This window comes from Rhodococcus opacus, assembly GCF_012396235.1.
GTDB classification, from domain to species: Bacteria; Actinomycetota; Actinomycetes; order Mycobacteriales; family Mycobacteriaceae; genus Rhodococcus_F; species Rhodococcus_F opacus.
The window spans coordinates 19,156-31,891 of record NZ_JAAXPA010000044.1; the positions used below are offsets into that span (position 1 = coordinate 19,156).

A 12,736-nucleotide genomic window follows, 5' to 3' on the forward strand; every position below is an offset into this window, starting at 1 on the left:
CCCGTCACAGTGCCCGCTGCATCACGAAGTCGTGGTGCAGCTGGGTGCCGACGAGGAAGGTCTTCGTTCCGACCTGCGTGAATCCGTGCTTCGCGTAGAAGCGCTGAGCGCGCACATTCTCCTGGTTGACGCCGAGCCACAACCCGGCGCACCCCGCGGCGACGGCGCGTTCGACGATGGCGTCCATCAGGGCGGACGCGACGCCGGTCCCGTGGTTGCCGGGCAGCACGTACAGCTTGCTGATCTCGGTGGTCGGCCGGAGAGTCACGGCCCTGCCGACGTCCGGGTCGGCGGGTTCACCGTCGATCAGCATCGCGTAGCCGACGATCGCCCCGCCGTGCGTGACCTTCAGGACGGTGCGGTTCGGGTCGGTGAGGTATTCCGAGAACCGTTCGGCCGACAGCACGTCGTCGATGAAAGCGGCGATGTCGTCCTGTGTCGCCCCGGGCGGGCACGCGAGCGGGAACGTTGCCGCGGCGACGTCGGCGATCGCCTCGGAATCCCAGATCCCCGCCGGGTCTATTTCGACTGTCACAGCTGGTCCACCGCGTCCTTCGCTTCCCGAAGTGTCATTCCCGTACTGTCCCGCAGCAGGGTGATCGCCGCAATGGTCTTGCCCTCACTCTCGAGGTCGCGGAGCCTGCCCTCGATCGGCGACGTGTCTCCGCAGGAGCGGATTCCGGCGGGGACCGGCCGGGCCTGGAGCCGGCCGTACTCGACCGTGGCCTTCGCGTGCCGCACGCCGATCCCGTCCCGCGCGACGAGAATCTTGATCGCCTCGATCGTCCGGCCCCGGTCGAGCAGACACGTCACCTCGTCCCGGGCGGCGTCGTCGAGGTGACGCCACGTCGATGCGGGATGCAGGTCGTGTGGGGTGTGTGAGCCGCCACGAGCGGATCGTGACGAGACCAGAACTGCGACGTAGACGATCGCCACGGCGATCACGAACCATCCCCAAGTCGGCATGTCCTAAGTAGAACATCTGCCGTCAGTCGCGATCCGGGACCCACTCGGATTGCTTGTCCCGGTCCCGGTCCGGGGCGAACGCGGGGGCAAGCAGGACGAGCCCCACCGCGAACAGGAGCGGGACCACGAACCCGATCCGCAGGCTGGTCGCCGCGGCGACGCCGCCGACGATCGCGCCGCCCACGAGGGTTCCCACGTAGTTGAACAGGTTGATCCGCGCCACGACGTCGTCCACCTGGCCGGTGGGTGCCAGCCGCCCGGCGGCACTGAAACACAGGGGAGCGACGACCGGCACGCCGAGGCCCACGACGAGGAATCCGGCAATCGCGACGACCGGCGACGGGGCGAGGACGACGACCGTCAATCCGGCGACACCGACCGCCGAACCCACACGGACGACGGCAATCTCGCCGTACTTCGCCACCCAGAAGTCGCCGGTCAGTCGCGACACCAGAGCCGCACACTGGTATGCGGCCAATGCCAGGGCGGCCGTGCCGGCATCCGCGAGCAGAACGTTCCGGACGTACAGCGCAGACCAGTTGCCGACACCGAAATCGATGGCGTAGAACAACGCCATCGCGGTACCGAGCGCCAGCAGTGCTCGAATCGGAACCGGCACGGGCGCAGGGCCGGTCGCCGGCACGGCGGTGCCCGCCGACTGCTGACGGACGAGGAGCCGGGGGCTGCAGACGGCGAGACCGACGGCCACGACGAGCGCCGCCACCAGTTGCGCGGCGGCGACGCTCACGCCGAGGGCCGAGGCGGCGGCAACGAAGAGTGCACCCGCAATCGCGCCGACGCTCCACACCGCGTGGAACGACGACAGGATGAAGCGGCCGTACGCGTGCTGGATCGACACCGCCTGCATGTTGGCGGCGGCGTCGACGATGCCCAGTCCGGCGCCGTACACGGACAGGCAGACGAAGAAGGCCGTGGTATTCGGGCCGAAACCGAGCGCGCCACCGGCTGTCGCGATGGTCGCGAGCCCGAATTGCAGGGCCGACTTGCTGGAGAATCGGCGGGCCAGGTGCTCGGCGAGGACGCTTCCCGCCCCGGCGATGAGAGACACCGTCACGACGGCGACCACGATGACCGTGTCGTCGAAACCGAATCGGTCCTGGTACTGCGGCAGTTGCGTGAGGACGGCCGCGAGGAGAAAACCCTGCAGGCCGAATGCGCCCGCTGCGGCGATCCGTGCCGAGCGGTGGTCCGCGGACGCATCTGCGCCTGGTGAATCCGTCATGGGTGTCGGCCTTCGGTCGGGAACATCCGATTGGACGAGTGTCCAATACTTTGCGGGGATGTGCAGCGTTCTCCGAATCGACGGACGAAATGTCCTGAAAGCACGGGACGCGTGAGGTCCCGGAGCAAGACTGAGCCCCAGCCTTGGATGGGGGGTCATGGCTGGGGCTCATTGCCATCGGGGGGGTGGATGGCACGTTCGACGATACATGAGGAATTCCTCACGTTCCAGATGCGGTGGTAACGATTTCGTCACCCGCCCGTCACCGGGTGGCCGGCGCGACAGCGTGACGGGGTTGTCTCTGCGGACGGTTGTCGCTTACAGTGTCATCCATGCAGCGCATTCTCGTAGTTCTCCGCCGTAGCGGGGTCTGATACGGACCGACCCCTCGCTGCGGGTCGTTGAGCTACGCGTTGGTCCTCCCTTCTTTCAGGAAGACCACGAGAATGAGTACCAACCCTTCTTTCGCTTCACCCTTTCCCTCGGCGACACCGGCCGCCGACCCCTTCGCCGCGCGCCACGGCAAGCCGCTGCCGCGGGAACTCCGCACCGAATCCGCCGGAATGGCGTGGTCCGCGTTCGAGGCCGTCTACGCGCCGTCCAGCGGACCGTTCCGTCTGGGCAGTTGGTCGGAAACGAAGACGGGCCCCGGAATGTGGGATTTCGAAGCGACACTCGGTATCGGCGAATCGATCCGCAAGACCGCTGCGAGCGCGCCCGGCCCGGTGGCCGCCATGACCTCGATGCTGTACGACGCGGGGTGTGCGATGGAGATCCTGTCTTTTCATCAGCACGAGATCGGGCACCGAACCGCGACATTCCTGCTCTGCGAGCGCGACGGCATCCGGCTCTGGGCGATGGGAATCGGTGAATCCCACACGGAATCGACTCTGCGCGCGATGATCTCCGGCGCCAACCGGCTCCAGCCCGCCTGACACCGGAACGACAGTGCGGCCCCGGTCGATGACCGGGGCCGCACTGTCGTGAACTGTTCGGTTGAAAGTGAACTGGTGCGCGATACTGGGATTGAACCAGTGACCTCTTCCGTGTCAGGGAAGCGCTCTCCCGCTGAGCTAATCGCGCGGGATGGAGAAAAGAGAGCGGACGACGGGATTCGAACCCGCGACCCCAACCTTGGCAAGGTTGTGCGCTACCAGCTGCGCCACGTCCGCATTCGTGAAAGCCCCCGGGCTGGGGGCCGTCACTGGTCGAGCAAGTAAAACAGTCGTGCATCTATCATCTATCTCGGTGCGCGATACTGGGATTGAACCAGTGACCTCTTCCGTGTCAGGGAAGCGCTCTCCCGCTGAGCTAATCGCGCGAGGTGGAGACGGGAATCGAACCCGTGTGCACGGCTTTGCAGGCCGTTGCCTCACCACTCGGCCACTCCACCGTGAAGGTTGAGTCCAACCTCTCGAGCGGACGACGGGATTCGAACCCGCGACCCCAACCTTGGCAAGGTTGTGCGCTACCAGCTGCGCCACGTCCGCATGCACCGTGTAACTCGCGGAGAATGTTCTCCGTGGTGCGGTTGAGAACATTAGCCGACCATCCGCGATAGTTACAAATCTGCAGGTCAAGGCATCAGGCGGTGAACTACGCATGAACGACGCCGGGTCGCGGACGTGCCGCGGGCGGGGGTCGACACGAATCCCAACGACGTGATTTTCGTTCGGCCGCTCGGTCGTGTTAATGTTCCAACTCGTTCGAGCGCGAGTGTTTGGCGCGCTTCGGTCCCGTGGCTCAGTGGAAGAGCGTCCCGTTCACACCGGGGAGGTCGCTGGTTCGATCCCAGCCGGGACCACAGACAAGAAGAGGGCGTTTCCGAAAGCGGAAACGCCCTCTTCTTTTTCGTGTGCCCACCCCGATAATCGGTTGTTCCGGCTCGTCGGGGCGGCGGACAATGAACTCAGCCGGCCGAAATTTCCCGGGTGATCCGCTATCGAAGGACTGAGTCCCATGTTCCCCGTGAGGCTGGAAGGCACCACCGCGCCCACCTTGATGTGGGCGGAAGAGTGGACCATCGAGCAGGCTGCGTTGCAGCAGCTGCGGAACATGGCCGACCTGCCATGGGTCCACGGGGTGCGGGTCATGCCCGACGTCCATGTCGGCAAGGGTGCGACGGTCGGTTCGGTCATCGCGATGCGGGCGGCGGTCGCCCCGGCGGCGGTCGGCGTCGACATCGGGTGCGGAATGACGGCGGTCCGGACGGATGTGACCGCGAACGATCTGCCCGACAGCCTCCGGTCGATGCGGTCGCGCATCGAGCGTGCGGTGCCGGTCGGGTTCGCCATGCACGAGCGTTCGGTGAACGTCGGCGCCCTCGATGTCACGGACGCCGGGGGAGTGAAGACGGGATGGCACCGCTTCTGGCAGGAATTCGGTGACCTGCATTCCGGCGTCCAGTCCCGCGAGTCCAAGGCGATGAAGCAGATCGGCACGCTCGGCGGCGGCAATCACTTCATCGAGGTGTGCCTGTCCGACGCCGACGAGGTCTGGCTGATGCTCCACTCCGGGTCGCGCAACATCGGTAAGGAACTGGCGGAGCGGCACATCGCGGTGGCGCGGGCGTTGCCGCACAACCAGCGGCTGGTCGATCGCGATCTCGCGGTGTTCCTCGCCGGCAGCAAGGAGATGGACGCATACCGCCACGACCTGACGTGGGCGCAGGAGTACGCGGCCCGCAACCGTGCCGTCATGCTCACCTTGGTGATGCAGGCGTTCCGGCAGGCCCTGCCCGGCAGGACGGTGCGGTTCGACGAGCCGATCTCCTGCCACCACAACTACGTGTCGGAGGAGATCATCGACGGCGAGCCGATGCTCGTCACCCGTAAGGGCGCGATCCGGGCCGGTCGGGGTGATCTCGGACTCATCCCCGGCTCCATGGGCACCGGTTCCTACGTGGTGCGGGGCCTGGGCTCCGAGCTGTCCTTCAATTCGGCGTCACACGGGGCGGGACGGACGATGAGCCGCACGAAGGCGAAGAAGCGTTTCACCGTCGACGACCTCGTGCGGCAGACGTCCGGAGTCGAATCGCGCAAGGACGCGGGCGTGATCGACGAGATCCCCGGCGCCTACAAGGACATCGAGCAGGTGATCGAAGCGCAGGCCGATCTCGTCGAGGTCGTGGCCCACCTGCGGCAGGTCGTCTGTGTGAAGGGATGACCCGCGAGCGTGTGTGGCAGTGCGACGACGCGCCGCCGCAGGTCGCGGTCGGTAGGGTGGACTGGTGACTAGCGGAGAAGCTCGGCCGGGACCCGCGCCCGAGAACGTGGACGACTCGGATCTGTCCCCGTTCCAGGAAGTGGAGAGCCGCTGGCACCGGTGGCGAGCACACATCGCCGCGCGGCCGAGCCTCAACCTGGCGTACCGCATCGCGGTGGGGGTGATCGGCGCTCTCGTGCTGGCCGCCGGGATCGTTGCGATTCCCTATCCCGGCCCCGGCTGGCTGATCGTGTTCGCGGGGCTCGGGATTCTCGCATCCGAGTTCGCGTGGGCCCACCGGCTGCTGCACTATGCGCGCCGGCGATACGACAAGTTCATGGACTGGTTCTCGCGGCAGTCGCTGGTGGTCAAGGGGGCGGGTGCGCTGCTGACGTGTGCCGTCGTCCTCGCAACGCTGTGGTTGCTCGGCACGTTCGGTCTCGTCGGAACGTGGATCGGCCTCGACTACCCGTGGCTGGAGAGCCCGCTCTAGCCGGACGCGTGGTTGGGTGTGACTGCTGGGCCGATAACATGGGCTGGCACATTCACCATGTCTGCACCGCACACCTCACCTAGGAGAACATCGCCGTGAGCACCCCCGCATCCGCCGCCCCAGCCGCCCTCGTCCGGGTGCCCGCGGGGACTACGGCCGGTACCGCGGTTCGGGAGGCCGGCTACCCGAGCAAGGGCCCGGACGTCGTCGTCGTGGTCCGTGACGCGGAGGGCCAGCTCAAGGACCTGTCCTGGGTGCCCGACACCGACGTCGACGTCGAGCCGGTCGCGTCGAACACCGACGACGGCCGCAGCGTCATCCGCCACTCGGCGGCCCACGTGCTCGCGCAGGCCGTCCAACAGGAATTCCCCGAGGCGAAGCTGGGCATCGGTCCGCCGATCAAGGACGGCTTCTACTACGACTTCGCCGTCGATCGCCCGTTCACCCCCGACGACCTCGCGAGCCTCGAGAAGCGGATGAAGAAGATCATCAAGGGGTCGCAGCGGTTCTCCCGCAGGGTCGTCGAGTCGCTCGAGGAGGCGCGCGCCGAGCTGGCGAAGGAGCCCTTCAAGCTCGAACTGATCGACGACAAGTCGGGAATCGACGATCCGGAGATCATGGAGGTGGGCGGCAACGAGCTCACCATCTACGACAACCTGGACCCGCGGACCGGCGAGAAGGTGTGGGGCGACCTGTGCCGCGGCCCGCACATCCCCACCACCAAGCACATCCCGGCGTTCAAGCTCACCCGCAGTTCGGCGGCGTACTGGCGCGGTAACCAGGACAACGCCGATCTCCAGCGCATCTACGGCACCGCGTGGGAGTCGGCGGAGGCGCAGGAGCAACACCTGGAACTGCTCGCCGAGGCGGAGCGCCGCGACCACCGCAAGCTGGGGTCGGAACTCGACCTGTTCAGCTTCCCCGACGAACTCGGCTCCGGACTGCCCGTGTTCCATCCGCGGGGCGGGATCATCCGCACCGAGATGGAGGACTACTCCCGCAAGCGGCACGTCGAGGAGGGCTACGAGTTCGTCAACACCCCCCACATCACCAAGGGGCATCTCTACGAGGTGTCGGGTCACCTGGACTGGTACCGCGACGGCATGTTCCCGGCGATGCACATCGATGAGGAGCTGAACGAGGACGGCACCGTGCGCAAGCCGGGCCAGGACTACTACCTCAAGCCGATGAACTGCCCGATGCACAACCTGATCTTCCGCTCCCGCGGCCGGTCGTACCGCGAACTGCCGTTGCGGCTCTTCGAGTTCGGTTCGGTCTACCGGTACGAGAAGTCCGGTGTCGTCCACGGACTCACCCGCGTACGCGGCATGACGCAGGACGACGCGCACATCTACTGCACCCGCGAGCAGATGCGCGACGAACTGGCGACCACCCTGCAGTTCGTCCTCGGCCTGCTGAAGGACTACGGTCTCGACGACTTCTACCTCGAGCTGTCCACCAAGAACCCGGACAAGTTCGTCGGCGACGACGCCGTGTGGGAGGAAGCGACGGCGACGCTCGCCGAGGTCGCGGAGTCGTCGGGGCTGAACCTCGTCCCCGATCCGGGCGGCGCCGCGTTCTACGGACCGAAGATCTCGGTGCAGGTGCAGGACGCCCTGGGCCGCACCTGGCAGATGTCGACCATTCAGCTCGACTTCAACCTGCCCGAGCGTTTCGACCTCGAGTACACGGCCAACGACGGCACCAAGCAGCGTCCGGTCATGATCCACCGCGCCCTGTTCGGTTCCATCGAACGGTTCTTCGGCGTGCTCACCGAGCACTACGCGGGTGCGTTCCCGGCGTGGCTGGCGCCCGTCCAGGTCGTCGGTATCCCGGTGGCGGAGACGTTCGCCGACCACCTCTTCGACGTGGTGAAGCGGCTGAAGGCGGCCGGTATCCGCGCCGAGGTCGACGCGAGCGACGACCGCATGCAGAAAAAAATCTTCAACAACACGGCGCAGAAGGTGCCGTTCATGTTGCTGGCGGGTGCGCGCGACGTCGAGGCGGGCGCCGTCAGCTTCCGATTCCGCGACGGCACCCAGGTCAACGGGGTACCCGTGGACGACGCCGTGCGCATCGTCACCGATTGGATCAGTCGCCGCGAGAACGCCTCGCCGACGGCGGAACTGCTGCAACCCGGTAAGGAAGGGTGACGCACATGACCGGAGGTGACGACGTGACGGCCGACGAGATGCTCGGCGGCCCCGGCCGCCTCGTCGACCGTGGCCCCGGCGAACCCGATCACCTTCAGCGGATCTGGTCGCCGCACCGCATGTCGTACATCGCCGAGGCGCCGAAGTCGCGGGACACCCCGAACGAGCCGTTCATCGACATCCCGAAGATGGACGACGAGGACGGGTTGATCGTCGCCCGGGGTGAGCACGTCTACGCCGTGCTCAACCTGTACCCGTACAACCCGGGGCACCTGATGGTCGTTCCCTATCGCAAGGTCGCGGCGCTCGAAGACCTGACGGAAGAGGAGAGCGCCGAGTTGATGTCGTTCACGCAGCAGGCTCTGCGCGTGATCAAGCGGGTGTCGCGGCCGGACGGTTTCAACGTCGGCCTCAATCTCGGTGCGGCGGCGGGCGGTTCGCTTGCCGAGCACCTGCATCAGCACATCGTTCCGCGCTGGGGCGGGGACGCGAACTTCATCACGGTCCTCGCCGGGGTCAAGGTCATGCCGCAGTTGCTGCGCGAGACCCGGGGGCTGCTGGCGAAGGCCTGGAATGAATGACTCGATAGATGAATGACGCGCGAGTCGCTGACTCACGCGTTCGGGGTTCCTGGCAGGAAGTGAAGAACGGGGTGGAGAGGTGCTGAGCTTCTTCGGACGGGCATCCGTGTCCAAGGTGACGGCGCCATTGGGGAAGGCCCTGGTGAAGACCGGGCTCACTCCCGATTCCGTCACCGTCATCGGCACCGTGGCGACCGTGGCCGGCGCGGTCACGCTGTTTCCCAGCGGACATCTGTTCTGGGGAGCGATGTTCATCTGGCTGTTCGTCATGTTCGACATGCTCGACGGTGCCATGGCCCGCGCCCGCGGCGGTGGCACCCGGTACGGCGCCGTTCTCGACGCCACCTGCGACCGGGTGGCCGACGGTGCGATCTTCGCCGGTCTCGCCTGGTGGGCGGTTTATCACGAGAACAGCAAGCCGCTGCTGATCGCGACCCTGCTGTGCCTCGTCACCTCGCAGGTGATCTCGTACGCGAAGGCGCGCGCCGAGGCGAGTGGATTGTCCGCCGACGGCGGACTCATCGAACGACCCGATCGGCTGATCATCGTGCTGGTCGGAGCCGGCGTCACGGGGCTCGGAGTCCCGTGGGCCATTCATGTCGCGATGTGGTTGCTGTCGGTGGGCAGCATCATCACCGTGTTCCAGCGGGTACTGGCGGTCCGCCGGTCGCCGGGCGCGCGCGACGTGCTGCCCCTGCCGCCGACGGACACGACGCCGGCAGACGGACAGGCGAGCGAGCAGTGAGCGGCGTGTCGGAACGCATCAGTGACCTGGGGTACGCGATCGGCTGGCGGCTGGTTCGCGCGCTGCCGGAGAAGGTCGCGGTCGCCCTGTTCGACAGGGGAGCCGACTTCGCCGTCCGGAACGGCGGACCGGAGCAGCTGCGCCGCAATCTAGCCCGTGTGCTGGGTGTGCCCGCCGCGGAGGTGCCGGACACCCTGATGCAGGCCTCGATGCGGTCCTACGCGCGCTACTGGCGGGAAGCTTTCCGGCTGCCTTCGATGGACCTCGTGAAGACCGGCGCGGCCCTCGACGAGTTGATCGAAGGGCAGAAGCACCTCGACGCCGCGAAAGAAGCCGGCCGGGGCGCGATTCTGGCGCTGCCGCACAGTGGAAACTGGGACATGGCGGGTGTGTGGTGCGCCCAGCACTGGGGCGGTCTGTCCACGGTCGCCGAGCGGTTGAAGCCCGAGTCGCTGTACCAGCGGTTCGTCGACTACCGCGAAGGGCTCGGTTTCGAGATCTTTCCGCTCAGCGGGGGAGAGCACCCACCGTTCGTGGAACTGTCGGCCCGACTGCGGGACAACGGGATCGTGTGCCTCCTCGGTGAACGCGACCTGGCGAAGAAGGGTGTCCCCGTGACGTTCTTCGGGGAACCGACGCGGATGCCCGCCGGTCCCGCCAAGCTGGCGATCGACACCGGCGCGCCGCTGCTGCCGGTGCACTGCTGGTTCACGGACCGCGGGTGGGGTTTCCGCATCGACCCGCCGATCGACACCACCGCGGGGGTGGCCGCGGCGACCCAGGCACTGGCGGACCGGTTCGAGGCCAACATCGCGGCACATCCGGAGGACTGGCACATGCTTCAGCCGCTGTGGCTCTCCGACCTGTCCCAGGCAAGGCTCTCCCGCATGGAGAACTCGTGAAGATCGGAATGGTCTGCCCGTACTCGTTCGACGTCCCGGGCGGAGTGCAGGCTCACGTCGTCGACCTCGCGGAGGTCCTGATCGAGCGCGGGCACAAGGTGAGCGTCCTGGCGCCGGCCTCCGACGACGTCGACTTGCCCGACTTCGTCGTCTCCGCGGGCCGCGCCCTCGCCATTCCCTACAACGGCTCGGTGGCCCGGCTGAGTTTCGGCCCCGCCGCGAGCGCCCGCGTGCGGCGCTGGATCTCGGACAACAACTTCGACGTCCTGCACATCCACGAGCCCAACGCGCCGAGCCTGTCGATGCTCGCCATGCGCGTGGCCGAGGGGCCCATCGTGGCCACCTTCCACACGTCGACCACGAAGTCGTTGGTGCTGAGCACGTTTCAGGGTGTGCTCCAGCCCTACCTCGAGAAGATCAGCGGCCGCATCGCGGTGTCGGAACTCGCGCGACGCTGGCAGGTGGAATCACTCGGCTCCGATGCGGTCGAAATCCCCAACGGCGTCGACGTCTCGGCGTTCGCGAACGCCGAGCCGCTGCCCGGCTACCCGCGTCCCGGAAAGACCATCCTCTTCCTCGGACGCTACGACGAGCCCCGCAAGGGCATGGCGGTGCTTCTCAAGGCGCTGCCCACCCTGGTGGAGAAGTATCCCGACCTCGAGGTGCTGGTGGTCGGCCGCGGCGACGAGGACAAGCTGCGCCGGGAGGCCGGCCCGGTCTTCGGGCACCTGCGTCTGCTCGGCCAGGTCGACGACGCCGAGAAGGCGTCGGCGCTGCGGAGCGCCGACGTGTACTGCGCACCCAACCTCGGCGGTGAGAGCTTCGGCATCGTGCTGGTCGAGGCGATGGCCGCGGGTGCCGCCGTCGTGGCGAGCGAACTGGACGCGTTCCGCCGCGTCCTGCGGGACGGGCAGGCGGGCGTCCTGGTGCCGGTCGGGGATGCGGCGGCGCTGGCCGCCGGGATCGACTCGGTGCTCGGTGACCCCGAGCGGAGCGCTGCGCTCACCGACTTCTCTCGGACGGTGGTCACCGAATACGACTGGCCGGTGGTGGCCGAACAGATCCTGCGCGTCTACGAGACGGTCACTGTCGGCCGCGACGGCGTCCGGGAGGTCGGCTCGTGACGTTCTCCGCCCTCACGATCCTGGTTCTCGCCCTGGTCGCAGCCGTCGTCCTGGCGATCGGCCTGTGGGCGTACGGGACGGCCAACCGCCTCGACCGACTGCACGTCCGCTCCGACCTGTCCTGGCAGGCCCTCGACGCGGCCCTCGCGCGCCGGGCGGTGGTCGTGCGGGCGGCCGCCGCGGCGATGGACCCACCCGAGGGCAGGTCGCTGGCCGCGCTGTCGGCCCGGGCGGAACGGTCGGACCGGGCAGACCGCGAGATCGCCGAGAACGCACTGTCCAGTGCGCTCTCGTCCCTCGACCCGGACACCCTGCGCCCCCAGTTGGTGGCGGAACTCGCCGATGCGGAGGCGCGGGTACTGATCGCCCGCCGATTCCACAACGACGCCGTCCGCGACACCCTCGCACTCCGCACCCGGCGACCCGTCCGATGGCTGCACCTCGGGGGCACGGCCCCGCTGCCGACCTACTTCGAGATCACCGAACGCTCGTCCGCCGCGGCGGTCACCGAGGGTCTGTCACTCGACTCCGTCCGGACCTCGGCCCGGGTGGTGCTGCTCGACGGCCAGGGCCGGGTCCTGCTGCTCCGGGGTCACGACCCCACCGTCCCCGACGTCTACTACTGGTTCACGATCGGCGGCGCCGTCGAGAAGGGGGAGAACCTGCGGGCGGCCGCTGTCCGGGAGATCGCCGAGGAGACCGGGCACACCGCGTCGCCCGAACAGCTGCGCGGACCCATGTGGCGGCGGGTGGCCATCTTCTCGTGGAACGGGCAGCTCATCCGCTCCGAGGAGCTGTTCTTCGCGCTGCGCACCGACGGGTTCGAGCCGCACCACGGAGGCTTCACCGAACTCGAGAACCGCACCATCACCGGTCACCGGTGGTGCACCGCGGACACGGTTCGTCAACTGGCGGCGGCAGGTGAAGCCGTGTACCCGCACGACCTCGCGGATCTCCTCGACGAAGCCGGCGCGGTGGCCTCGGCCGCGGACGAACCCGAGGTGCGCGCGATCACCTGAGCCGCCCGGGAGTCCGAAGAAAGCCAGCAATCGCGGACTGGCTACGGAAGTGGACTGCCGCTCGTCCTAGAATCGGGTACTGCAGCGTGAACGTCGTCGTTCACGCGTGCCGCTATCGAATCAATCCACGCCACAACCCAGGAGTTCGCTGTGAGCACCCCCGACACCACCCCCACCACCGGTACGGCGCGCGTCAAGCGTGGCATGGCCGAGATGTTGAAGGGCGGGGTCATCATGGACGTCGTCACCCCCGATCAGGCGAAGATCGCCGAGGACGCCGGTGCGGTGGCGGTCATGGCGCTCGAG

12 protein-coding genes, 6 tRNA genes and 1 pseudogene are annotated in these 12,736 nt (G+C 67.5%); 11 read left to right on the top strand and 8 right to left on the bottom strand.

Going from position 1 to position 12,736, the window contains the following annotated elements; all coding sequences use genetic code 11:
• Window positions 1-4: 4 nt before the first annotated feature.
• Genes HGB39_RS35630 through HGB39_RS35640 form a run of 3 tightly spaced genes read right to left on the bottom strand, consistent with a single transcriptional unit; the run spans window position 5 to window position 2,209 of the window.
• Entirely contained in the window at window positions 5-535 is a 531-nt protein-coding gene (locus HGB39_RS35630) for a GNAT family N-acetyltransferase (protein ID WP_005240947.1), read from the bottom strand.
• The gene (locus tag HGB39_RS35635) at window positions 532-966 is read right to left on the bottom strand and encodes a hypothetical protein (RefSeq protein ID WP_005565707.1); all 435 of its coding nucleotides are present in this window, start codon (window positions 964-966) and stop codon (window positions 532-534) included. Before HGB39_RS35635 ends, HGB39_RS35630 begins: the two co-directional genes overlap by 4 nt.
• A 22-nt stretch (window positions 967-988) precedes the next feature.
• Window positions 989-2,209: an MFS transporter gene (locus HGB39_RS35640; RefSeq protein ID WP_005565706.1), complete on the bottom strand. Its 1,221-nt coding sequence runs from the start codon at window positions 2,207-2,209 to the stop codon at window positions 989-991.
• A 446-nt stretch (window positions 2,210-2,655) separates the two neighbouring features.
• Here HGB39_RS35640 and HGB39_RS35645 point away from each other — a divergent pair, with 446 nt between their 5' ends.
• Window positions 2,656-3,144 carry a 2-isopropylmalate synthase gene (locus HGB39_RS35645; protein WP_005264007.1) on the top strand — a complete coding sequence of 163 codons (489 nt, stop codon included), beginning with the start codon at window positions 2,656-2,658 and terminating at the stop codon, window positions 3,142-3,144.
• Between the two features lie 73 nt (window positions 3,145-3,217).
• On the opposite strand, the gene HGB39_RS35650 is transcribed toward HGB39_RS35645, so the two are convergent.
• The 5 genes from HGB39_RS35650 to HGB39_RS35670 form a co-directional block, all read right to left on the bottom strand.
• Window positions 3,218-3,292 (bottom strand) — tRNA-Val (locus HGB39_RS35650).
• 16 nt (window positions 3,293-3,308) lie between these two features.
• A tRNA-Gly gene (locus HGB39_RS35655) sits at window positions 3,309-3,381 on the bottom strand.
• A gap of 77 nt (window positions 3,382-3,458) precedes the next feature.
• Window positions 3,459-3,530, bottom strand: a tRNA-Val gene (locus HGB39_RS35660).
• Window position 3,531: 1 nt separating this feature from the next.
• Window positions 3,532-3,602, bottom strand: a tRNA-Cys gene (locus HGB39_RS35665).
• A 24-nt stretch (window positions 3,603-3,626) separates the two neighbouring features.
• Window positions 3,627-3,699, bottom strand: a tRNA-Gly gene (locus HGB39_RS35670).
• Between the two features lie 242 nt (window positions 3,700-3,941).
• Here HGB39_RS35670 and HGB39_RS35675 point away from each other — a divergent pair.
• From HGB39_RS35675 to HGB39_RS35720, 10 genes and pseudogenes are all read left to right on the top strand, one after another.
• A tRNA-Val gene (locus HGB39_RS35675) sits at window positions 3,942-4,013 on the top strand.
• A gap of 155 nt (window positions 4,014-4,168) precedes the next feature.
• Window positions 4,169-5,374, top strand: coding sequence for an RtcB family protein (locus HGB39_RS35680; protein ID WP_005565705.1), 1,206 nt, complete (start codon window positions 4,169-4,171; stop codon window positions 5,372-5,374).
• A gap of 106 nt (window positions 5,375-5,480) precedes the next feature.
• Window positions 5,481-5,906 (top strand): TIGR02611 family protein, encoded by a 426-nt coding sequence (locus tag HGB39_RS35685; RefSeq protein ID WP_005265467.1) that lies wholly within the window; start codon window positions 5,481-5,483, stop codon window positions 5,904-5,906.
• A 95-nt stretch (window positions 5,907-6,001) separates the two neighbouring features.
• Window positions 6,002-8,059 carry a threonine--tRNA ligase gene (gene thrS, locus HGB39_RS35690; RefSeq protein ID WP_005565704.1) on the top strand — a complete coding sequence of 686 codons (2,058 nt, stop codon included), beginning with the start codon at window positions 6,002-6,004 and terminating at the stop codon, window positions 8,057-8,059.
• A 5-nt stretch (window positions 8,060-8,064) separates the two neighbouring features.
• Entirely contained in the window at window positions 8,065-8,640 is a 576-nt protein-coding gene (locus HGB39_RS35695; RefSeq protein ID WP_005240964.1) for an ATP adenylyltransferase, read from the top strand.
• A gap of 79 nt (window positions 8,641-8,719) precedes the next feature.
• Window positions 8,720-9,385 (top strand): phosphatidylinositol phosphate synthase, encoded by a 666-nt coding sequence (gene pgsA / locus HGB39_RS35700; RefSeq protein WP_005565703.1) that lies wholly within the window; start codon window positions 8,720-8,722, stop codon window positions 9,383-9,385.
• Complete coding sequence (locus HGB39_RS35705) at window positions 9,382-10,287, top strand: phosphatidylinositol mannoside acyltransferase (RefSeq protein ID WP_005565695.1); 906 nt, start codon at window positions 9,382-9,384, stop codon at window positions 10,285-10,287. Before pgsA ends, HGB39_RS35705 begins: the two co-directional genes overlap by 4 nt.
• Window positions 10,284-11,411, top strand: a complete 1,128-nt coding sequence (locus HGB39_RS35710; RefSeq protein WP_005565693.1) for a glycosyltransferase family 4 protein — start codon at window positions 10,284-10,286, stop codon at window positions 11,409-11,411. The genes HGB39_RS35705 and HGB39_RS35710 overlap by 4 nt, the downstream gene beginning before the upstream one ends.
• On the top strand, window positions 11,408-12,430 hold the full coding sequence (locus HGB39_RS35715; protein ID WP_005265459.1) for an NUDIX hydrolase: 1,023 nt from the start codon (window positions 11,408-11,410) through the stop codon (window positions 12,428-12,430). The genes HGB39_RS35710 and HGB39_RS35715 overlap by 4 nt, the downstream gene beginning before the upstream one ends.
• Window positions 12,431-12,580: 150 nt before the next feature.
• Window positions 12,581-12,736 (top strand): annotated as a pseudogene (locus HGB39_RS35720) (pyridoxal 5'-phosphate synthase lyase subunit PdxS); the annotation flags it as partial.